This window comes from Rhizobium sp. C104, assembly GCF_022354505.1.
Lineage (GTDB): Bacteria > Pseudomonadota > Alphaproteobacteria > Rhizobiales > Rhizobiaceae > Rhizobium > Rhizobium redzepovicii.
The window spans coordinates 252577-274951 of the sequence record NZ_CP092355.1 but is presented as its reverse complement, the minus strand read 5'-3'; the positions used below and the strand labels follow the sequence as shown (position 1 = coordinate 274951).

The following is a 22375-nucleotide window of genomic DNA, read 5'->3' as shown; positions in this document are numbered from 1 at the left end:
GTGACACCCGGCCACCCTGACTGTTAAAAAAGCGCGGCGCCATTCCACGCGAATGGGCAGCGCCTGCCGCGAGAAGCGTGAATGACAAGCCGTCTTCGGGCGGCCGTGAGCCTTTCCGTATCTTCACGTCCCCGAAGATTCCTGAATTGCTCCTCACCCTCTGCACAAAATCTGCAATCCGGCGCGGCATGTTTCCGCCATGAGCACGAACGACATCCAGCCCGGCGACCCATCCCCAGCTTTGCCGGAACGCCTGCGCAATGACGGGTGGTGGCTTGCACAGGAGCCTCAAGACTCGCCTGCCGCGGCGAGGTTGGGAAGCAGGCTCATCGTGATCGAAACGCAGCATCCGCAAGAGGAACAGCAATGGATACAGCCAATACTTTGACAGAACCGATGCCAATCAGACGCGGCAGCGGCCGAACTGTCGCGCTGCTTGCGCTGGTGGGATTTGCGGATTTTCTGATTTTTGGCCACCAACTCGGTATAAACCTTTTCCTTTTCGCGCTCGCCGTCTTCGCGGGCATTCTGCTTTCGGCCAGGAGGAGACCTCGGCTTTCGATGGCGGCGTTCCTGCTCAGCTTTTCGATTCTGGCGTCGGCGCCCCTAGTGGAATCGCCTTCGCTGACTGGTGTTGCCCTTTGCCTCGGCGCGCTAATGTCGGTTGCGCTCATCAGCGCCAGGCTCCTCCCCCGCCGCCTGCCCGCCCTGCCCCTCGTATTCTTCCGTTTCGCCCTCGTCATTCCCCTGCGGCTTGCCGAAGATATCAGGAAGTCTCTTGCGACACCGGGAAAACGTTTCTCCTTCACCATGGTCCGACAGGGCGTCGGCCTCTGGCTCATGCCGCTCATCCTCGCGGCGGTCTTCGTATCCCTCTTTGCAACTGCGAACCCGCTTATTGAAATCGCGCTGCGCAGTATTGATTTTGCCGTTCTGCTGCAGTTTCTCGATCTTTGGCGGATCGGCTTCTGGATGATAACAGCCGTTGTCGTCTGGGCGATGTTGCGGCCGCGCCTGAAGCGTCGCGCCAAGAGGCCGCCGGCCGGCCGGCCGTTCATGATCGTGCCCACCAGGAGTGCGCCGTTCGGTCATGCTTCGCTGCTGCGGTCGCTCATCCTGTTCAACGCGATCTTTGCCGTGCAGACGCTTCTCGATCTCGTCTATCTCTGGGGCGGCGCAGATCTGCCCGAGCACATGAGCCATGCCGAATATGCCCATCGCGGCGCCTATCCGCTGATTGCCACAGCACTTCTTGCCGCAGCTTTCGTCCTCGTCGCCATGCGGCGCGGCGGGCCCGGTGATCATAGCGCGCTGATCCGCGGCCTCGTTCATGCCTGGATCGGCCAAAATGTCCTGCTCTGCCTCTCCTCGATGCTGCGGCTTGGACTTTATGTCGAGGTCTATTCGCTGACAGAACTGCGTGTCGCCGCCGGTCTCTGGATGGGTATCGTCGCCATCGGCCTTGTCTTAATCCTGCTGCGCATTCTGCTCAACCGATCCAATGAGTGGCTGGTCGCTGCGAATCTTGCCTCCCTGCTTTTGGTTCTCTACATCAGTTCCTTCTTCGATTTTTCGGCTTTCATCGCCCGTTTCAATGTCGCCCACAGCCAGGAGATCAGCCAGGAAGGTCCGCCGCTCGACCTCTCTTATCTCTCCTCGCTCGGTCCCTCCGTCATTCCGGCGCTCGATCTCTATCTCCAGAAGCTGCCGCGCCATCTGATCGACCAAAGAAGCAAAGCGGTGACAGCTCGCTTTTACCTCGTCAGGGATTTTGAGATGCAGCCGCGCGACTGGCGGAGCTGGACCTTTCGGTCTGCACGGCTGGAGACCTATCTTCTATCTCCTGCAGCCATTGCAAGAGAGAACGAGAACGATGACAACAAGCAGGACAAACCAACACAGGACCGCTGATGGCGCCCCGCATTCTTGTCGTCGATGACGAACCTCACATCCGCGATGTGATCTGTTTCGCTCTTGAGCGTGCCGGTCTGATATCGACGGCCGTTCGCAACGGCACCGAGGCGATCGCGGCTTTCCGCCGCGGCAGCATCGATCTGATCATTCTCGATATCGGCATGCCGGATATGGATGGTCTTGAGGTCTGCCGCCAGATCCGTAAGACATCGGGATTGCCGATCCTGTTTCTTTCCGCGCGCGACGAGGAGATCGACAGGGTGCTGGGTTTGGAAATCGGCGGGGATGATTATGTCACCAAGCCGTTCAGCCCGCGCGAACTCGTTGCCAGGGTCAAGGCGATCTTGAAGCGCAGCGGCAGCGAAGCGGAGCCTGAGAGGCGCCGCGCCATCTTTGTCGCCGGCGAGCTCAGCCTGGATCGCCTAGGCAGGACGGTCATGTTCGGGCACAGCGCCATTTCGATGACGGTGCTCGAATTCGCCATCCTGGACGCATTGTTGTCACGCCCCGACATGGTCTTCAGCCGCGAACGACTGATGGAGGCGGCCTATGGCGCCGGAACCTATGTCGCCGACCGCACGATCGACAGCCATATCCGCAACATCAGGGCCAAGTTCCTGGCGGCCGGCGGCCAGGGGATCATCGCGACGGTTCACGGCATCGGCTTCAAACTCGGCAGTAAAAGCGGGAGGAAGGCCTGATGCCGGCACCGAAAGTCAGGACGAAATGGCGCCCGACGCTGGCGCTGATCGTCTATGTCGTACTTCTCGCCGTCATGGCGCTGCCGATCCTGATCGTCATCTGGTTTCGTGCGGTCGAGGCGAGTTCGAACCGGATGGCGCCGGCGGAAATCGTCGCTCTCGCGGTTGTGGCCATGCTGACGCTCGCTATTGCCTATGTGCTGACGCGCACCATCACCGGCCCGATCGACGCCTTGATCGCCCGCACGGAAGAGATTGCCCGCGGCGGCAAGGGAGCAATCCGGCCGCTCGAAAGCTACGGAACGCGCGAGATCGCAGTGCTGTCGCAAAGCTTCCTCGATCTCGCCGGAAAACTGGTCGATCGCACCGAATATGTCGGCTCATTCGCCGCACATGTCTCCCACGAACTGAAATCGCCGCTGACGGCCATTCGCGGGGCAGCGGAACTTTTGCGCGACGACGATGCCGAAAGGCCGATGACGAAAGCGCAGCGTTTACACTTTCTCGATAATATCGTCGCCGATGCAGCCCGGCTCGATGCGCTGTTGCAGCGGCTGAGAGAACTTGCGCAAGCGGAAACCCCGGTAGCCGAGGGCAAAAGCAACATCTCGGATATCCTGCCCGCACTGCGCGGGCAATTCCCCGCCCTTTATATTTCCGGGAAAGGCGATACGGAGACATCAGTTGCTCTTCCACGGGAAGCGGCCGATATCGTCTTCGCCAATCTCGCCGAGAATGCCCTTCAGCAAGGCGCCACGCTGTTGGAATTGAGCGTGTCGGCGGATGCCCGGACAACCGTTATCCTAGTCCGTGATGACGGCGGCGGTGTTTCCGAGTCAAATCGCCAACGTATCTTTCAGCCGTTCTTTTCAACCCGCCGCGAACAAGGCGGCACCGGCATGGGTCTCGGCATCGTTCGCGCCATGCTGAGCGCCCATGGCGGTACGATCCGCCTGCTGCAGACGGCCGGCGCAGGCGCCGAGTTCGAAATCACCTTACCCGTGTAATTCTCTTATGATTGGGAAGGGGTTCACTTCTGCCTGAAGATTGTTCCCACGTTGACCTTCTGGACCTGATGCCGCTCGGAAGCAAGCGGATCAGTTGTGCGGTTTTATTGCCGTCAACGCCGCCTGCGCGATGATATCTGCAATGCGTTCGGACAGCGCCGGGTCGGACACGGCGCGCGCAAGGGTGACACCGCCGCTCAGCGTGGCGAGAAGCAGGATCGCCTGATCTTCCCGGCTTGTTTCGGATCCGCCCTCCATCTTGTGCTCCGGCAGGCCGGCGGCAACTTCTTCGACGAGGCGTTTGATCTCCGCCGTATAGGCGCTTCGCGTTTCATCATCCGCGCGCATCACGTCGGGCGAAAGGCTCGGCAGAGCACAGCTCTCGCCCAAATCGCATGTTCTTTTATAACCGAGATAGTAGCTGACGAATGTCGGCAGCCAGTCTTTCGGCTGATTGGTCTTCAGCGCGGCGATTCCCTGCCGCAGATCTTGGAGCCCCTCCAGCACGGCCGTGCGAAAGGCTTCGGCCTTCGATTTGAAATGTCCGTAGAAGGCGCCGTTCGTCACGCCGGCGGCCTTCGTCAGCGCGTCGATTCCGGCGCCGCCATAACCGTCCTTGCGGAAGACCTGACCCGCGGCTGTGATGACGCGGGCCCGGGTTTCCAGTTTGTGTTCGGCGCTGTAACGCATGAAAACCTCATTTAGAGAGCAATCTCTCTTTATTGCTTGCTAAGAGAGTGACCGGTGTGTATGCATAAAGAGTGATCGGTATATCAGAAACGGTCACGATTCAAAGAGGAGATATCGGATGCCTATCACACTCACCGTGCCGGAGGGCCTGCTCTCGCCGGAGGCTCAGGCGCAAGCCTTTGCAGGATTGACGGACGCTTTGCTTGATGTCGCCGGTTTGACCGGCAACGCCTTCATGACCGCCAATGTTATCGGCACCATCAACGTGCTGCCGCGCGAGCACGTGCTGGCGGCGGGAAAGCCGATCGCCGCAGCATTCGTCGAACTTAAATTGCCGGAGGTCGCGCTGGCGAGCGCTGAAGCGAAGCAGTCCTTTATCGAAAAAGCGGCCGATGTCGTCGAGCAGGCCGCCGAAGGCCGGCTCAAGCGAGAGCATATATGGTCGAACATCGTCTATGCTCCCGAGGGAGCGTGGGGAATTGCTGGCGACAGCTATAGCAATGCCGATTTCGTCGGCGCCATCCAGCAAGCGGCCGCCGCGTCGTAACGATGGCGGCGGATGTGCGAAACCTCAAACCTGACACAGCAATGCGCCGCCATCCGGCGGCGCGACGGAGCCAACCCATGCAGCTTGCCAACTATCTGTTCTTTTCCACCGGCTGCGAGGAGGCGCTCGCCTTTTATGCCGAATGCGGGCTTGGCCGGGTCACGCAATTGAAACGTCAGGGCGCAAATGGAATGCCCGTTGCCAGCGAAGCCATGAGGGGCAAGGTGATGCATGCGCGTTTCGAAGGACCCGGCATTCTGTTCTTCGCCTCCGACAATCACGATGCCGAGCCGATGCGAGGCTCCGCCCATATGCTGATCATGGATGACCGCGACAGGACCGAGGAGCTCTTCGCCCAGTTGGCCGAAGGCGGCAGGATAACGACGCCGCTGGCGGTCCAGCCATGGGAGAGCTATTACGGCAAGCTCACCGATCGTTTTGGCGTCCAGTGGATGCTCGATTGTCTCGTGTGAGCATATGCAGCAGCGGGCGCCCTGCCGCCCCGTGTCCGCTCATCACCGCGTGGTATAGCCACCATCGATGACAAGCACTTCGCCGGTCACATAGCTTGCCGCCGCCGAGCAGAGAAACAGGGCAGCACTGGCCACCTCCTCCGGCTGCCCGACGCGTCCCATCGGGGTCATGCTGCGCCAGATCGGGAACCAATCGGGATTATCGATGCCGCCGCGCGACAGGTCGGTCTCGATATAGCCAGGCGCGATGGCGTTGACGCGGATATTCTCGGCGGCGACTTCGCTCGCCAGGCTCTTGGTCATCATATGAACCGCCGCCTTGGAGGCGTTATAGGCGACCTGGTTCTGCGGAATGTTGGAGACGATGCCCGAAATCGAGCCGATATTGAGGATGGCGCCGCCGCCCTGGCGCCGCATCGGAGCGAGTGTCGCGCGGCAGGCGCGGAAGACAGCGTCGACATTGACGGTCATGATCTCGCGCCAGATCGCATCGGCGAATTCGCCGCTGTCGCCATGAATGGCGATGCCGGCATTGTTGACGAGGATGTCGAGCCGGCCCGCCCGTGACAGCGTCTCTGTGACGAGCGCGTCGGCGGCATCGTCTTTCGTCAGGTCGGCGGCGATGAAATCGCAATCGACACCAGCCTTGGCGAGCCGATCTTCCGCCGCCGCATTGCGGGTCCTTCCCGTGATGACAACCTTGGCGCCGGCCTCGCCGAGTGCCTCGGCGATCGCAAGCCCGATGCCGCGCGTGCCGCCGGTTACCAGCGCCACCTGCCCGTCCAGGCGAAATCTATCGAAGATCATGGTGGTCCCTTTCTGGTTTTGGGAAAGCGACGAGCGTTCATCAGATGTCGGTACTCTGCGGCAGGATGACGAGATCGCGGATTGTGACGTTGCGCGGGCGCGTCAGCATGAAGAGCACCGCTTCGGCCACTTCCTTCGGCTCCATCAAGCCGCCGGCGGCAAGTGCCTCATCCAGCTTCTCCTGCGGCCAATCGCTCAAAAGAGCGGTGACCACGGGGCCTGGCGCGACCGCCCCGACGCGCAGGCCATACTTCGCCACCTGCCGCCGCAGCGTATGGACGAAGGCCTGCACCGCATGTTTGGAGGCTGTGTAGATCGGCTCCCATACCACGGGAACCAGACCGGCGACGGAGCTCGTCAGGATGATATCCCCGGTCTTGCGCTCGACCATATGCGGCAAGACGGCATGCACCGAACGGAATGCGGCGTTGATGTTCAGATTGAGCATCCGGTCCCAGGCGTCGGGATCGCCGCCAAGCACCTCGCCGCCGATATAGGAGCCGGCATTAGCGTGGAAAATATCCAGTTGGCCCGCCTTCGCCAGGATCTCAGGCATCATCCGCGCCACGCCTTCCGGGTCGGTGAGATCGATGACCAACGGAATTGCATTGGCGCCAAGCGTCGAGCAGATTTCCTTTAAGGCCTCCTCATTGCGATCCACCAGCACGACCCGAGCGCCGGCGGCAAGCAAAGCCTTGGCGCATTCCAAGCCGATGCCCGATGCCGCTCCGGTGACGGCCGCGACTTTTCCAGACAGATCCTGTCCCATTTTCTTCCTCTGTTTTCTTAAGTGGTTAAGCGCGGCCGTGCGAAATTCGCGATCGGCGGGCTAGCGAGTTCGACGATGACGGCGACGGCGAGGACGGCGCCGGTGATCATGTATCGAAGCGACGACGACAGATCGAGGAGCGTCAGTCCGCTGGCGATCGACTGGATGACGATGATGCCGAGAAGCGCCGAATAGGCGCTGCCCCGTCCGCCGAACAGGCTGGTGCCGCCGATGACCGCTGCGGCAATGGCGTTGAGATTGACGTCGCCGGTACCGGCCTGCTGGCTTGCGGTCGCCAGTCGCGCTGCCGAAAGCACGCCGCCGGTCGCCGCAAGCAGGGCGCAGGTGACGAAGGCGCTCGCATAAATGCGCGACACATTGATGCCCGAGCGGCGGGCGGCCTCTCTGTTGCCGCCGACGGCTTGCATGGAGCGTCCCCATTTGGTGCGCGTCAGCGCATAGTTCATCGCGGCGACGAGCCCAACGAAGAGGCCGAACATCCAGGGAATGCCGCGCGACTGGTTGAGGTAGAAGGCAACCGCTTCCAGGGCGACCGTGATGACGACGGCGCGCAGCAACAATCCGCCCGTCGATTTCGCCGACAGTCCGGCTGCCCGCCGGCGCGCCGATGTGCGGTAGCCGGCGAAGAAGAAGGCAATGCCGGCAAGCGCCACCAGCAGATAGGCGACCGGATCCGGCATGACCATGATCTGGCCGAAATTCACCAGCCAGGAGCCATAGGGGAGATTGATCGAACCGGTCGCTCCCAGAATATAGAGCTGCAGGCCGAGAACCGCGAGCAGGCCTGACAGGGTGGAGACGAAGCTCGGCATGCCGAAGCGGTTGAACAGGAAGGCGTAGAGCGAGCCGATCAGGGCGCCGACGATCATCGCGATGAGGACCGCGAGCACCACCGGCCAGCCCTGGTTGACCCAGAAGACGCCGACCAGCGCCGAGGCGAAGCCGCTGACCGAGCCGACCGAAAGATCGATCTCGCCGACCATCAAGATGCAGACGATGCCGAGCGAGATGACGCCGACCGTCGAGCAGTCGAACAGCAGGTTGACGAGATTGGCGCTGGAGAGAAACACCGGATTGAGCGCTTGGAATACCGTCCAGATGATCGCCAGGCCGACAATGACCGGCAGCGAGCCGAGGTCGCCGGAACGGATGCGATCCCAAAAGGCGCGGATCGAGCCGGCAAGACTATCGTCATGGCGCACTCTTTCGTCGCGCCGGTCGAGAAGTGCGGGTGCCGCCGGTTCATTCTGCAAGGTCTTCATCATGCCCTGCCCTCCTCGTTCTCTCGGCTTTGCGCCTTGCGGCGCGTGGCGCGGCGGGAGACGGAATTGTTGGATGCGCCGGTGATCGCGCTGACGAGCTCTTCATTGGAAGCATCGGGCATGAAGGTGCCGTTGTTGCGTCCGAGCCGGAGGACAACGATGCGGTCGGCGACCGCGCGCACATCCTCCATATTGTGGCTGATCATGATGACGGCGAGGCCGCGTTCACGCACGCGCTCGATCAGGTCCAGCACTTCGGCGGTCTGGGCGACACCAAGTGCTGCCGTGGGTTCGTCGAGCATGATCAGTTTCGGCTCGAGCAGCAGAGACCGCGCAATTGCCACCGTCTGGCGCTGTCCGCCGGAGAGCGAGGCGACGGGCTCGCGCACGCTGGGGATTCGGGCCGAAAGCTCGTTCAGAAGCTTCCAGGCGCGGATCTCCATGGCAACCTCGTCGAGCTGGAAGGGGTTGAGCTCCTTGCCGAGAAAGATATTGGCGACGACGTCGAGATTTTCGCACAGCGCCAAATCCTGGAAGACGGTGGCAATGCCGAGGTCGAGGGCAGCACTCGGGCTCAACAGATTTGCCTGCTTTCCCTCGAACAGGATCGTGCCCGAGCTCGGCTGATGCACGCCGGCCAGGATCTTGACCAGTGTCGATTTGCCGGCGCCATTGTCGCCGACGAGCGCCACGACCTCGCCGGCATACACGTCGAGTTCGATATCGGTGAGCGCCGACACGGCCCCGAAGTGTTTCGATATTCCGCGCAGGCTGAGAACAGGCTGGCGGGAGCCGTCAGGAATATGAGAGGTTTCAGACATCGCCTGACCTTCCGAAATGAAAACCGGAAGCGCGGCCGGCGTCCGGCCGCGCTTCCCCTTTGGTGCGATTACTTGGTGATGCCGAGCTTCTTGCAGCCGTCGGCATAGCGGCCGGTGCAGAGTTCCTCGGCGGTGTTGATCTTCTTGTCGATGATCTCGGCCTTGAGGTTTTCAGCGGTGACGACGGCAGGGACGAAGAGCTGCGCCGGCGTGTCGTAAAGCGTCATTTCGGCCTTGATCGTTTCTCCTGCCAAAAGCTTGACGGCGACGTCTGCCGCAGCCGCGGCGACGATTTCGCTCGGCTTGGAGATCGTGTTGTACTGATCCCCCGATATGATCAGCTGCAGCGCGGCGATCGTCGCGTCATTGCCGGTCACCGGCGGCACGGGATCGACGCCGGCTGCCTTGAAGGCGGCGATGGCGCCGCCGCCGGTGCCGTCATTGGCGGCGACGACGCCGACGATCTGCTTACCGAAGCGGGTGATCTGGCCGGCCGCCCATTGCTGCGCGTTCGCCGGCTGCCAGTTCGGCGTGTCGAATTCGGCAAGCGTCTTGTAGCCGCCGCTGGCAAGACCCTCGTGAATGCCGTCCTTGATCAGCCCGGCGGCCGCATCGGTGGGTGAACCATTGATCTGCAGGATGCCGCCGCCATCGGTCGGCACATTCTTCGCCTTCAGATGCTGGACGAGCGATTCCGCGATTGCCTTGCCGATCGCCTTGTTGTCGAAGGAGACGTAGAAATCGGCCTTGCCCTTCGGGATCGGGCGGTCATAGGCGATGACCTTGACGCCCTGGCTTTGGGCGAGCTGAACGAGAGAGGCGGCCGCTGCCGAATCCACCGGGTCGAGCACGATGACCTTGGCGCCCTGCGTGATGGCCGAGTTGAACTGCTGCTGCTGCTTGGCGATATCGGCATCGGCATTCTGATAGAGAACCTTGCAGGATGCGCAGAGCTTCTTCATTTCCGCGACGAATCCCGGATGGTCATGCTCTTCGTATCGGGTCGAGCCCTGGTCGGGCATGAGGAATGCGACCGTTGCATCCGCAACGGCGTTTTGCGCAAAGGCGGACGTCCCGCCAAGCAGGGAAAGGGCAAGTGCCGCGGCGCCTGCCGCTTTTGTCGAGAATTTCATCATTTCCGTCTCCTCCCATTGGAAAAATTGTGTAGCTTCGTTCGTTGCAGTGTCTGTAGCTGCCGTTCGGTTGAACGACCCACCACGCTTGTCCCGGCGGTTTGCTGTTTTCTGAGGGCAAGCGTCTCCTCTCGCGAACCGCGCGTTGCGCGCTCGCGTTCAAATCAGCATCGGTTTTGGTTCCTCCTCCTCGTCCTCCCTATCGCCGTCTTCGGCGGACCGTTGCTTTCTACTCCCTGGAACCGTGCCTGTGTGGCTTCCTCAAGCCGCCTTCGCCACGTTGATATTGTCACCCAGCAACCGCCGGAAACGGGAAGGCGTCATGCCCTTTTCCGCGAGAAATTGACGGTTGAAGTTGGACAGGTTGTTGAAGCCGACCTCGAAGCAGATATCGGTGATTGATGCGTGGTCGTCGCTCATCAGTATCTGACAGGCGAGATTGATGCGCAGGCGTTTCACATATTGCACGAGCGACATGCCGGTATGCCGGCGGAAGGCGCGTGAAAAGGCGCCTGTGGACTGTTCGGCAATGCCGGCGAGATCGGCTTCGTCGAAGGATTTCGTCAGGTTCTCCCGGATATAGGCGAGTGCCTTGTTGATGCCGGCCGACATGTAGCCGGACGGATCGGGCAGATAGCTTGGGCTGGCGAGAAGCTGGGCATCCTGCGCCCGGCTGAGCAGGCCGACGATCATCATGAAGAGCTCGATGCGGCGCACGCCCTGCGCCTGCTGCACCTCGTTCATCAGCGGCGCCACCTGCCGGCTGGTGTCAGTGCCGAAGAGCACGCCGCGGCGCGACGCTTCGAGCACCGGCTCGAAGGGGCCAAGCTCGGCCAGCACCTTCATCGTGTCGCTGATAAAATTCTCGCTAAACTGGATGAGCTGGCATCGAAGCGGAATGCTCGACCCCTTCGGGACGTCGCTGATCCAGTTGTGGGGAAGATTGGGGCCGGCAAGCACAAGATTGCCCGGTTCGAACTCGCCGATGAAGTCACCGACGAAATAGCGTCCGGTTGTCGCCACGACGAGATGCAGTTCGTATTCCGGATGAAAATGCCAGCGAACCGTATGGTAGGGATAGCCATGCGCCTTCGTTGCGAAGGATTCGCCCGGCCTGATCTGAACGACTTCCAAGTCAGGTTCCATTGTTTCCTCCTCCGAGGACGGGTTCCAAGCCCGCACGCCAAATTCCCTTTTGGCTTTATTGTTGAAGGCGAGTGTAGTGGGCTCGTTTCAAGCCCGCCACCACGATTCCCGGTCAAAACTGATACTTTTTTGATGATTGATGCTGCGCAGTCGATGCAAAAGGCAACCGCAACCCACATTGGGTATCGTTCAAGTCGGATCAGGCAGCCAAAGCGGCAATAACGTTTCTGACCAATGCCGCCGAAGACAGCCGGCTCGTTGCGCAGCTCGGGGCGCCGATCGCCCCGACACGCACCGACACGCCACCGCGAGCATTGGCGATCGCAAACATCGACTCGTCGGTCAGATCATCGCCGATGGTGATCGGGCAGCGGTCCTTGAATGGGTCGGACTGAAAAAAACGTTCCAGCGCATCGCCCTTGCTTGAGCGCGCCGGCCGCAGCTCGAAGACCATCTTGCCGAGTTGTAGCGCCCAGTTCGGCCCGGCGACCTTGGCATAGTGATGCATGCGCTCTTCGAGCACTTTTTCATATTCGGGCGCGAGCCGATAATGGGCGGCAACGGCCGCGCCCTTGTCCTCGATCAGCACACCTGGATAGTGTTCGGCTTCCTCGGTCAGGGCGTGCTTCAGCGCCTGAAATTCGGGACTGGCCTCGAGCGTGTGCATCCCGGCGGCACTTCTGATTTCCGCGCCGTGAAGGCCTGCCGTCGGAAATGCAAAGGGTTTGAACAGCGCGTCCGCATAGGCAAGCGATCGTCCGGTGACCAGCGCCAAGGCGCCGCCGAGCTTGTTCGACAGGCGGTGAAGCTGTGCGGGAAGAGCCTCCGGTACTTCGATCGCATCCGGCGTGGGCGCGAGATTGAGCAGCGTTCCGTCGATGTCGAGAAACATCGCCCAGCGTTCCGGTTCTTCCAAGACCAGTGAAAGCATTTCCTGGGTAGCGGCGTCGTCCTGCACGGCATTCTCCAAACTCTGCAATGATTGAAGCTAGGTCACGGGTCGACGAGGACAAGGTGAGGTTTCGGACGCCGGAACATCCGGGGCTAGTCCGCGTTGTATCTCGCCGCCCGTTCGAGCCCTCGCCACGCAGAAGGTATTTTGATGGCCAAAAGCAGTTCCGAGCCCCGTGATGAGGTCAATGCCCCGTTGGCACATGGCGCGTTAACCCTGCCATTGGTGACGATCGACGACTATAACAACGAACTGCGTGACAAGGATGGTTTCGTTGGCGACAACGCCAATAAGAAGACGTTCCAACAGAAGCTCGACGATTGGAGAAAACGCATTCGCAAGGTCGGAGACGATCCGATTGGCAATATTGCGACGGAGAAGCTCTCCAAGAAGAAAATCGACGCCATTTTGAAGAGCGATGATTTGGCGGCGGCGGCGTTGGTCATGGGGGCCGTGGAGGACTTTGCCCGGGACTTTGCCGATGTGATAGGCAAGTTTCTGAAGGACAAACGCTGGGGAAAGACAGAACGCATCGTCGTTGGCGGCGGCTTCCGGCGGAGCCACTTTGGCGAATTAACGATCGCCAGGACGATGGTTATTCTCAAGGCCGCCGGCATCGATGTCGAGGTCGTGCCGATCGTTCACCACCCCGATGAGGCCGGACTGATCGGCGCGGTCCACCTGATGCCGCGCTGGATGTTCAAAGGCCACGAAGCGATCCTCGCCGTCGATATCGGCGGCACGAATGTTCGTGCCGGCGTCGTTCAATTCGGCAAGGACGATGTGCCGAATTTTGCGGATGCGAGCGTCTGGGAATCCGCCATCTGGCGCCATGCCGACGACGAGCCAAGCCGCACTGCGACCATCGAGAGGTTGGCGGCGATGTTGCGGGATCTGATCGGCAAGGCTGAGAAGGCCAAACTCAAGCCGGCGCCCATCATCGGGATCGCATGCCCCGGCATCATCAAAGCCGATGGTTCCATCGAACGCGGCGGGCAGAACCTGCCGGGGGAAACTGGGAGAGCGACAGCTTCAACCTTCCCGCCGCGCTGATGAAGGCCATTCCTGAAATCGGCGACGACAGCACATTCGTGATGATGCACAACGACGCCGTCGTGCAGGGATTGTCGCAAATCCCTTTTATGACTGACGTGTCGCGATGGGCCGTGCTGACAATCGGTACGGGCCTGGGCAATGCGCATTTTACCAATCGCGAGACAACGAAGGCGCGATAGGCTCAAGCACCGCCTCACGCTACGCCTACGACCACCGAATTCGGTTCTTCCGCCGCTGCGGACCATCTATGGTAAATAGCAGGTAAACAAGAGGGAATTCCCCAGACGGAAGCGAATTCGCCAATAAGTTCCGTCAGGAAGTGCCGGCTTGAGCTGGAGTTAGGTCAAATGGGCCAGCCGCAACTCTGCGACATCGCAATCATGCCAATGCTGCGGAGCATACCCACCGCGACCTGATTCGCCTAGGATGCGCCGTTGTGATCTTACAGTTGATGTGATCGTGTCGCCTCACGCTCCATTGCCGGCATGGGAGGGATGACACTGATCCCCGATCGTCGGCGTCACCTTCGGAGGCCGCAAGCGGCGCGGCCGTAGAGAGAAGAAGGCTCCTACCCCTCCCCTTCGCTTCGGAAAAGATGGTGATAACGCTGAGGGGTTGTTTTCGGCGGGTCAAATTGCGCTTATCTCTGCAGCGTTAAACAAGCCATGCGCAGACGAAAGATGGATTATGAACTTCAAGGGAATAAGCGCTCCGCTCAACGCCGGTCGTCTCGAACAAATGCTCGGCCTTGCCCCGTCACGCCGCGATCCTGAAACCCAGGATGCACACGACAAGTCTTCCGGCAATGGACCCGTGCGCGGGCCGGAAACCGAAAACCTGTACCATGCGTCCGCCTATAAATGAGAGACTGATTGCTAATCCGCCTGCGCTCAGGGACATCCGTCTTCGGTGAGTTGGCGCCGATGCCGACTCGCATCGAGTATGTCGCGATATTTTGAAGGCTGGCTTCCGCGGATGTGGAGACGGCCGCTGTTGTCAGCTGACAACAGCGCTAAGATTCCGGAATTGCACATGATTTTTCTGTCGAATCCGGTTTGTTATCCATTCGCTAACCAAGAAAACGCTTGACGTCATTGCCAGACTCACGATCATTTGCGCAAAATTACCCGATTTATCAGGATTTGCGTGAATGCCGACCAAGGCCGCGATTGTTGAGAAAGCCAGGAGAGCGAGTTAAGTCTCGATCGACGAGACGATTGCCCAGGATTCGACGATGCTCAGCAGCCAGCTCCAAGTGCTGTTCGAGCGGTTGTTTTCGCCCGACGCCCGCAAATCGCTGCGGCGCTTCAGCAGTACCGAGGCCGCCAAGCTGCTCGGCGTCACCGACAGCTATGTTCGCCACCTCGCCGCCCAGTTGGAAACCATCAATCCCGAAAAGACGGCATCCGGCCGCCGGGTGTTCTCGCTTGAGGAAATCCATGCGATGCGCCAGCATCTCGGGCGCACCAAACCTTCCTACCTGCCGATGCGCCGGCCGGGTGATCATCTGCAGGTGATCGCTGTCACCAATTTCAAGGGCGGCTCCGGCAAGACGACGACATCCATCCATCTGGCGCAGTTCCTGGCGCTGCGCGGCTATCGCGTGCTTGCCGTCGATCTCGACCCGCAGGCGTCGATGTCGGCGATGCTCGGCTATCAGCCGGAATTCGACGTCGGTGAAAACGAGACACTCTATGGCGCCATAAAATATGACGAGACACGCCGTGACGTCGCCGACATTGTTCGCCAGACCTATTTCCCCGGTCTCGATCTCATCCCCGGCAATCTCGAACTGCACGAGTTCGAACACGATACTCCAAAGGCCCTGGCCGACACCAACCGCGACGACAAGGACATGTTCTTCATGCGGGTCGGCAATGCGCTGCATTCGCTGGAAGAGAGCTACGACGTCGTCATCATCGATTGCCCGCCTACCCTCGGCTTCCTGACGCTGTCTGCTCTCTGCGCCGCCACGGCCGTGCTTATTACCGTTCATCCGCAGATGCTCGACGTCGCGTCGATGAACCAGTTCCTGACGATGACCTCCGACCTTCTGTCCGTGGTCAAGGAGGCCGGCGGCAATCTCGATTACGACTGGATGCGCTATCTCGTCACCCGCTATGAGGCCAATGATGGACCGCAGGCGCAGATTGTCGCCTTCCTGCGCAGCCTGTTCGGTGAGCGTGTGCTGACCTCGATGATGGTCAAGTCGACGGCGGTTTCGGATGCGGGTCTGTCCAAGCAGACGATCTACGAGGCGGGACGCGAGACGATGCATCGCCAGACCTACGACCGCGGCGTCGAATCCGTCGATAACGTCAATGCCGAGGTCGAGCAACTCATTCGCAGTGCATGGAGCAGGACATGAGCCCAAAAGGTCGCGACATCCTGAAGAGCATGGTTGGCGCCGTGGAGCCGGCACGGCCGGATGCGCAGAGCGCGCCGCCGCCGCACCGGCCCTCGGGCGCGGTCAAGGCGATGAACCTGTCGCTTGGACGATTGGGGGAGGAAGCGGCGGCCGCCAAGGCGCTGCGCGAATCGCTCGCCTCCGGCGACAAGGTGCTGGAGATCGACCCGGCTGCCGTCGAAATGTCCTTTATCCGCGACCGCATCCCGGTCGACCAGGATCCCGAGTTCGAGCGGCTGAGGCAGTCGATCCAGGAAAGCGGGCAGCAGGTTCCGATCCTGGTGCGGCCGGACCCTGTCAAGGCCGGGCATTACCAGGCCGCCTACGGCCACAGGCGTCTGCGTGCGGCGGCGGAAATCGGGGTTCCGATCAAAGCTGTGGTGCGCAAGCTGACGGATGAAGAACTGATCCTCGCACAGGGTCAGGAAAACGGTCCGCGGGTCGACTTGAGCTTCATCGAACGGGCGCTGTTTGCCCGACGCATGGATGAACATGGCTTCAACCGCGACATGATTGCCCAGGCGCTGGCGACGGATAAGCCGGAAACGTCAAGGCTGCTGCAGGTGGCGCAGACGATCGACCCCGAGATCATTCTTGCCATCGGTCCGGCGCCCAAGGTCGGGCGGCCGCGCTGGTTGGCCTTTGCCGAGAAATTCAGGGAGGCCGGGGGGCAGAAGAGGGCGAAGGCCGCAATCGGCGTTGCAGCTTTCCAAACCCTGGAGAGCAATGGCCGCTTCGACGCCATCTGGAAGGCGCTTGAAGAAAAGAGCGCGCCGCAGCGGGACGAGCAGACGCTTCGGACCCAAGGCGGCACGCAGCTTGCTTCGGTGACCCGCTCCGGGAAGACGTTTCGCATCACCGTCAAATCGGCGGCGTTTTCAGAATTCCTGTCTCAGCGGTTGGTTGGCCTCGCCGCTGAGTTCGAAGAGGAAAGTGAGGGAAAATGAGGCAGTTAGACCGATTGTCAGCTGACAATTCGGATAGGAGATAACGCGCAAAAGAAAAAAGCCCCCGAACGTCACCGTCACGGAAGCTTTCCTCGTAGTCTTGAACACCTCCGAGAATCGCACTTCCGAGAATCGCTGTCAAGAGTTTTTGGCGCCGTTTTGGCGAGCGGATTTTTTTTGCCTCGTCGAGGTGGAAGAGATGGAAACCGGAAGTATAACGACGCCCTTCGGGCGGCGGTCGATGACGCTTGGCATGCTCGCAAGCCAAGTGATGGCAGGTGAGATCAAGCCTGATCAGTCGGTCGACAAATGGAAGCTGTTTCGTTTGCTGTGCGAAGCAAAGCCACTGCTCGGCATCAGCGATCGCGCGCTTGCCGTGCTCAATGCGCTGTTGAGCTTTTATCCGAAGAACGAGCTGGCGCAGGGAAACGGTTTGATCGTCTTCCCGTCGAATATCCAGCTTTCGCTCAGAACGCATGGCATGGCCGAACAGACTGTGCGGCGTCATCTCGCCGCGCTCGTCGAGGCAGGTCTTCTGGTGCGCAAGGATAGCCCCAACGGCAAGCGTTACGTCCGCAGGGACAGGGCAGGTGAGGTCGACGAGGCGTTCGGCTTCTCGCTCGCGCCGCTGCTTGCCCGGGCCGAGGAGATCGAACAGCTCGCCGCCGCGGTAATGGCCGAACGGTTGCATGTCCAGCGTCTGCGTGAACGCATCACCCTTTACCGCCGTGACATTGCAAAATTGATCGAAGCGGCCGTTGAAGAAGAGATCCCTGGGGATTGGCAAGGCCTGTACCACAAATTCAGGGACCTCATCGAAGGCCTGCCACGATCGCCGACGACAGCGCAGCTTGAACTGTTGCTGGATGAATTGACGGCTCTGCGCTCAGATATTCTTAACCGGCTGGAAAGGCGGGTTAAATCAACAAAACAGCGCGGCAATGCCGATTATATCGAGCGTCACATACAGAATTCAAATACCGAATCTATCTCTGAACTTGAACCAAGCTTCGAAACGAAGCAGGGCGCGATAGCTGAGCCAGACAACGACCGAGGGGCCGTGACGGTAGAGAAGGGAAGGGGTAAGGCAGCCCATCCCATCGGGGAGAAGGAGGAAGAGCAAAGTCGACGGCCGGGGGTCCGCAATGATGGTGGCGGGCTGAAATCCTTCCCACTCGGCCTGGTTCTACAGGCCTGCCCGGAAATCCTTGCCTATGGGCCAGACGGCGCAATCCGCAACTGGCGCGATCTGATGGCCGCAGCCGTCATTGTTCGATCGATGCTGGGTGTCAGTCCATCGGCCTACGAAGAGGCCGCCAATGTGATGGGTCCGGAAAACGCCGCGACCGTGATGGCATGCATCCTGGAGCGAGGCGGCCACATTAATTCGGCCGGTGGCTATCTTCGTGGCCTGACGCGGCGAAGCGAAGAGGGCGAATTCGCGATCGGCCCGATGCTGATGGCGCTTCTGCGGGCAAATGCGCCGGCCGGGCGGAAAGTTGGATAGGCCTTCGGCTCCGTGCGGGCGGCGGCGATAGCTAAGCTCGGGCAAAAGTCTGCAGGGTGCTTCGAAAAGCTCTGGCGCGAAAGCCTTCGAAAGGAGATCTTTGTTTTGCGGATCGTATGATTGCGAGGTTTCGCTTTCGCAGGTAGCTACCGCTGCAAAGAGGTGCAAGCTTCACAACAGGCGAGCGGCCCGACCACTTCGCCGAGTTGCACTGTTATAATAACTGGAAGCCTGCTGCACCGATCGATGGCGCGACTGTTCCATGGCCTCGGGGAGAGGGATGCCGCGGGTGGCGGCTTCGGTAAGATACCCTGACCGTAATCCATGTGCCGAGAACTCCCCACGGTCTAATCCAGCCAGTTCCACCCGCTGCTTGATGATCGCGTTGACCGACTGCGGATCGATGGCCCGTCGCGACACAGTCCCCCATCGCCCGATCGCCCGAAACACGCTCCCCCTGTCGATCTTCGCCGCCGCCAGCCAGGCATTCAGTGCTTCCACCGGCCGGCCCGTCAGATAGACCACGTCGTCCTGCTCGCCACTGCTGGTCTTGGTGCGACCGAGATGGATGGCGAGAGAAGGGAGGGGAGGGCCGTCCGGCATCGCGATCGGTGCCTCGACGCTCAGTTGCTCTGCGCGAAGCCCGGCAATCTCGCTTCGTCTCCGACCACCGGCGGCAAACGCGACCATCAGGATCGCCCGGTCGCGCAGATCACGCAGGCTATCGGTCGCGCAGGTCGCCAGCAATTTGGCCAGCACGTCGCCGGTGACCGCCTTGGCGCTCTTGCGACCCCGCGTCCGGGGACGGCGCGCACGGCGAGACGGATGGCCGACTTGAGGGCAGGGGAGGCGAAGGCGCCGTCCAGACCACGCCATTTGGTCAGCGTCGACCAGTTCGCCAGCCGCCGGCGCACCGTCGATGGCGCGTGCGGACCGATGTTTGAGGAACCCCTGGCTCCGGAGGCTGTCGTCGACATCGGCCGGCATGCCGTGATCGGGCTCGGCTGCACGCTTTTCAGGATCCCAGAGATGATGGGCGACAAATTTCAACAACAGCGCCTCGGGCGCCGGCCAGGGCAGGGAGCGTCCGGTGGCGGCCAATCCCCAAGCTTCGAGATAGGCGAGATCCGAAGTCAGGGCGCGCAGCGTATTGTCACCCATGCCCTGGTTGACGAGATGGCGCAGCGTCTCGACATCGTGGTCGGTCAAAAGTTCGGCGAGCTCGTTGCGGCGTTCGATCGGCAGGACGGCGGCGATGGTGTCGAGTTCTTCGGCGCGCCGCTCAACCGCGGACAATGATTTCTTGGGTTTGGCCACAGGCGCTCCAAAAGCACGGTCTCGGCGGCCTCCATGGCCGTGATTTGCTGCGATTCTTTCTGATGTGCGGGTCGAAATCAATCTACCATCGATAAGAGGTACTTATCGATGGTTAGAACACCAGCCCACGACCATACTATGTGAGGAACTGTAATATTTGTATAGAGTTCGTTTCATAAATCATTTACCATAATTTCAATGGCTTACGATCTCGCGAGAATCAGCATGACAGCCCTGATGCGGCCGGCTTTCGACGCCGGTCTCGCGCTCACCCGTCTGGACGAGCGCATCGCCCGTTCTCCCGTCGGCCAGGGATGGATCGAACGATCCCAATTCACCGATGCCTGCGCCTCGCTGTGGATCGACGGCGAACTCGTGCATCTCGAAGACCTCGTCCTCCACGACGCTACCCGCGATATTCGCACGCCCACCCACGAACTGACAATTGCTCGCGACGTCCTGCGCACCCGCCGGCGGATCGCGGCGCAGGAACCCGGCTGGGCGCTGTCGAACGACGGCATTCGCACGCTGCGAAAAACCGCGGAGATCACGCAGCCCGACACGGACGAGGCGACGACCGCCGATGCCATTCGGCCCGCAGTCGCGATCGATCGGGAAGGGGAGGGGGATGACGACGACGTCGCCGAAAATCTCCCCGGCCTCGACTATGCCGCCATCGATGCGCTGCTCGCCCGATCGGACGCGGCGATCGAGAACGCGAAGCGGACCGGCCGGACTGGCGCGGAAAAAGATCCGTTGGTCTACGATCTCGACTGGGACGAGGGTTCCAGGCTCATCGAATGGGGCGGCGTATTGCGCGAGGCGGAGAACTTGCCGGCGGTGCTGCAGACCATTGTTGCCGTGGATGCCTGGAACGAGCTTTCCGTGCTCCAGCACGCGCCCTGGCTGGGCCGGCTGCTGGCCGCCTCGATCCTGCGTCAGGACGGCATCACCAGCGGCGCGCATCTCGTCGCCGTCAATCTAGGCCTCAAAACCATTCCCGTCGATCGCCGCCGGCATCGCGACCGGGAAACGCGGTTGCTCGCTATCGCACACGGGCTCCTCGCGGCCGCCGAGATCGGCATGAAGGAGCATGACCGGCTGGCTCTGGCGCGAACAATGATGGAGCGGAAGCTGGAGGGTCGCCGGACGTCTTCAAAACTTCCGGAGTTGGTTGAGCTGGTGATGGCGCGGCCGCTGGTGTCAGCCAAAATGGTCGCCAAGACGCTCGAGGTCACGCCGCAGGCGGCGCGCCGGATTGTTTTGGAGCTCGGCCTGAGGGAGATGACCGGGAGGGGGAGGTTTCGGGCGTGGGGGTTTATTTGAAAGTGGCCGCACCTTGCGACGCTGAACCCACTAGCTTGTGGAGTTACCTCCAAATAGAGCCTGTCCCTGGCGAAAGTTCATCATGATCTCGACGCAGAGCAACACAACGATCTGCATAAAGATACGCGCGCACCGATCAAGATAGGTCACGTAGGTCATGGACTGCTCCTCCCCGGTGCCCCCCTTACCGGCACGGTATAGAACGGTGTGACGATCCGCGGAAAGCTTGATCCCTCGATGGTGCGAAGCATTTCGGATTTGGTTGTCGATTTCGACGCAGAGGTCCGTGAAGACCGCGTTGCCGGCGAAGGGATTGAACTTGCTCGCGTTGTCGAGTTCCCGATATTTCTTCAAGGTCAGCCGTTCTCCCTGGCCGTATTCTCGCCCGGCATCCAGGTTGTTGAGCATGGTGAAAAGCTCCACCAGACCTGCGAAGGTCTCAAAGGCATCCCCATAGAAGGTCTTCACACTCTCGAAATTCGTCGAGCCAGCGGCCGCGTCTTCTGGCGCTCGGGCGCCAAGTCGGACTTGGTACAGCACCTGAGAAAATTCAGAATAGTTCCGGAAGAAGTCTGTCAGGATCGCGAAGTATGCGTCTCGCCTGGTAGCTCTGAGGTCTGCGAAGTAGTGTTCCATCAGGCCGCTCGCATCCTTGGCTGCCACAATGCGTTCGACCTCTTTGCTAATTTTTTCGAATATCTCGGAATTGTCGGGGCCGACGAGCCTCCGCAGAAACCGGATAACCCAATCGTCCAGACCGTCGAGCCTTTCGCCTTCGTAAAATAGCTCACCAGTAGTTTCGATCTCGCGCCTTGAAAGCTTCGACTTGCCCCTTGTTTCAAGTCCGATCGCTTTTCTCAGATGCGTCCACTCTGTCGGAAACGACAGTCCTCGTCCGCGCGAGGCGCCGGCCATTTGATCGAGCGATATACCGCGCGCCTCGATCGCCTTGACCATCGTCCTCATTTGCTCAAGCCGGGGAAAGGAAAGCGGCGAATTTGCCTGATCTTTTGGAATTACAAAGTTGGGGTCCAGATTAACAGTAAGGGCCTTGGCATCTTCGTCGCAAAATTCAGCGTTTTCGGAACACGAAAAAGCCCCTTCGCGACTTCCGGTCCCAAGGGTAAGCACGACCTCAAGTTCCTCTCCGCAGTTCCTACACGCGAAATGATGCGGCTGTCGCTTTGCATCGCCAATAGCTATGCGCAGCGTGTGGACCTGATCACATGTCAGGCATTGGAGATATTTACGGATGATCACAGCTATTTTCTCACCTGCGGGCGGACAGCCCAGACTTCATGGATTGTTGCGGACCAGCTGATGAGGAAAAAGGCCAAAGCGACCTTCGTCAATCATTCCGGAGAAATGAATGACTCGGTCACTAAGCTCTACGTCCGACGGGGGGGCCATATTCTCTACGATGATCGCCTGGCTGTCGCTTCCAAGACCAAATAAACAGCGCCCTTTAGAGGGAGCTCGCTGGGTGAATATTCGGCGCCGAAAGGCGCGTTCCTCATCAAGCATCTGGTCACTACGTCGCTGCTGAAGTCGAGGGCTTTAGACGTGCGCTAG

General features: G+C 60.5%; 19 protein-coding genes and 3 pseudogenes. 12 read left to right on the top strand and 10 right to left on the bottom strand.

Going from position 1 to position 22375, the window contains the following annotated elements:
* The first annotated feature begins 366 nt into the window (after window positions 1-366).
* From MF410_RS35885 to MF410_RS35875, 3 genes are read left to right on the top strand one after another with little or no spacing between them, the layout of a single operon-like run.
* Window positions 367-1911 (top strand): DUF4173 domain-containing protein, encoded by a 1545-nt coding sequence (locus MF410_RS35885; protein WP_222134979.1) that lies wholly within the window; start codon window positions 367-369, stop codon window positions 1909-1911.
* Window positions 1911-2615: a response regulator gene (locus MF410_RS35880; protein ID WP_131711081.1), complete on the top strand. Its 705-nt coding sequence runs from the start codon at window positions 1911-1913 to the stop codon at window positions 2613-2615. Before MF410_RS35885 ends, MF410_RS35880 begins: the two co-directional genes overlap by 1 nt.
* Window positions 2615-3622, top strand: a complete 1008-nt coding sequence (locus MF410_RS35875) for a HAMP domain-containing sensor histidine kinase (RefSeq protein WP_131711082.1) — start codon at window positions 2615-2617, stop codon at window positions 3620-3622. The genes MF410_RS35880 and MF410_RS35875 overlap by 1 nt, the downstream gene beginning before the upstream one ends.
* A 90-nt stretch (window positions 3623-3712) precedes the next feature.
* Here MF410_RS35875 and MF410_RS35870 read toward each other — a convergent pair whose 3' ends face one another.
* A complete protein-coding gene (locus tag MF410_RS35870) occupies window positions 3713-4312 on the bottom strand; it encodes a TetR/AcrR family transcriptional regulator (RefSeq protein ID WP_097626106.1) in 600 nt (199 codons plus the stop codon).
* 118 nt (window positions 4313-4430) lie between these two features.
* On the opposite strand from MF410_RS35870, the gene MF410_RS35865 reads away from it, so the two are divergent.
* The gene (locus tag MF410_RS35865; RefSeq protein ID WP_097626105.1) at window positions 4431-4859 is read left to right on the top strand and encodes a Tautomerase enzyme; all 429 of its coding nucleotides are present in this window, start codon (window positions 4431-4433) and stop codon (window positions 4857-4859) included.
* Between the two features lie 77 nt (window positions 4860-4936).
* Entirely contained in the window at window positions 4937-5332 is a 396-nt protein-coding gene (locus MF410_RS35860) for a VOC family protein (RefSeq protein ID WP_097626104.1), read from the top strand.
* Window positions 5333-5374: 42 nt separating this feature from the next.
* On the opposite strand, the gene MF410_RS35855 is transcribed toward MF410_RS35860, so the two are convergent.
* The 7 genes and pseudogenes from MF410_RS35855 to otsB form a co-directional block, all read right to left on the bottom strand.
* Window positions 5375-6139: an SDR family NAD(P)-dependent oxidoreductase gene (locus MF410_RS35855; RefSeq protein WP_131711084.1), complete on the bottom strand. Its 765-nt coding sequence runs from the start codon at window positions 6137-6139 to the stop codon at window positions 5375-5377.
* Between the two features lie 40 nt (window positions 6140-6179).
* On the bottom strand, window positions 6180-6908 hold the full coding sequence (locus tag MF410_RS35850; protein WP_097626102.1) for an SDR family oxidoreductase: 729 nt from the start codon (window positions 6906-6908) through the stop codon (window positions 6180-6182).
* Window positions 6909-6933: 25 nt separating this feature from the next.
* Window positions 6934-8194, bottom strand: a pseudogene (locus MF410_RS35845) (sugar ABC transporter permease).
* On the bottom strand, window positions 8191-9012 hold the full coding sequence (locus MF410_RS35840; RefSeq protein ID WP_131711085.1) for an ATP-binding cassette domain-containing protein: 822 nt from the start codon (window positions 9010-9012) through the stop codon (window positions 8191-8193). Before MF410_RS35840 ends, MF410_RS35845 begins: the two are co-directional and overlap by 4 nt.
* Window positions 9013-9080: 68 nt before the next feature.
* The gene (locus tag MF410_RS35835) at window positions 9081-10145 is read right to left on the bottom strand and encodes a sugar ABC transporter substrate-binding protein (RefSeq protein WP_097626321.1); all 1065 of its coding nucleotides are present in this window, start codon (window positions 10143-10145) and stop codon (window positions 9081-9083) included.
* 261 nt (window positions 10146-10406) lie between these two features.
* On the bottom strand, window positions 10407-11291 hold the full coding sequence (locus tag MF410_RS35830) for an AraC family transcriptional regulator (protein WP_131711086.1): 885 nt from the start codon (window positions 11289-11291) through the stop codon (window positions 10407-10409).
* Between the two features lie 199 nt (window positions 11292-11490).
* Window positions 11491-12270, bottom strand: coding sequence for a trehalose-phosphatase (gene otsB, locus MF410_RS35825; RefSeq protein WP_183779926.1), 780 nt, complete (start codon window positions 12268-12270; stop codon window positions 11491-11493).
* A 123-nt stretch (window positions 12271-12393) separates the two neighbouring features.
* Here otsB and MF410_RS35820 point away from each other — a divergent pair.
* From MF410_RS35820 to repC, 5 genes and pseudogenes are all read left to right on the top strand, one after another.
* A pseudogene (locus MF410_RS35820) lies at window positions 12394-13478 on the top strand (ROK family protein).
* 508 nt (window positions 13479-13986) lie between these two features.
* Window positions 13987-14163: a hypothetical protein gene (locus tag MF410_RS35815; RefSeq protein WP_165503918.1), complete on the top strand. Its 177-nt coding sequence runs from the start codon at window positions 13987-13989 to the stop codon at window positions 14161-14163.
* Between the two features lie 340 nt (window positions 14164-14503).
* Entirely contained in the window at window positions 14504-15667 is a 1164-nt protein-coding gene (gene repA, locus MF410_RS35810; RefSeq protein WP_239621490.1) for a plasmid partitioning protein RepA, read from the top strand.
* Entirely contained in the window at window positions 15664-16653 is a 990-nt protein-coding gene (gene repB, locus MF410_RS35805; RefSeq protein WP_131711090.1) for a plasmid partitioning protein RepB, read from the top strand. Before repA ends, repB begins: the two co-directional genes overlap by 4 nt.
* Window positions 16654-16852: 199 nt before the next feature.
* Entirely contained in the window at window positions 16853-18160 is a 1308-nt protein-coding gene (gene repC / locus MF410_RS35800) for a plasmid replication protein RepC (RefSeq protein WP_239621489.1), read from the top strand.
* A 171-nt stretch (window positions 18161-18331) separates the two neighbouring features.
* Here the strand turns inward: repC and MF410_RS35795 are convergent.
* A pseudogene (locus MF410_RS35795) lies at window positions 18332-19477 on the bottom strand (site-specific integrase).
* 198 nt (window positions 19478-19675) lie between these two features.
* Between MF410_RS35795 and MF410_RS35790 the strand changes: the two are divergent.
* Complete coding sequence (locus MF410_RS35790; protein ID WP_222148680.1) at window positions 19676-20803, top strand: RHE_PE00001 family protein; 1128 nt, start codon at window positions 19676-19678, stop codon at window positions 20801-20803.
* 30 nt (window positions 20804-20833) lie between these two features.
* Here MF410_RS35790 and MF410_RS35785 read toward each other — a convergent pair whose 3' ends face one another.
* Entirely contained in the window at window positions 20834-21760 is a 927-nt protein-coding gene (locus MF410_RS35785) for a hypothetical protein (RefSeq protein WP_239621341.1), read from the bottom strand.
* Between MF410_RS35785 and MF410_RS35780 the strand changes: the two genes are divergently transcribed.
* Window positions 21719-22258, top strand: coding sequence for a hypothetical protein (locus tag MF410_RS35780; protein WP_222148678.1), 540 nt, complete (start codon window positions 21719-21721; stop codon window positions 22256-22258). The two genes, MF410_RS35785 and MF410_RS35780, sit on opposite strands and share 42 nt — an antisense overlap.
* Window positions 22259-22375: the final 117 nt, after the last annotated feature.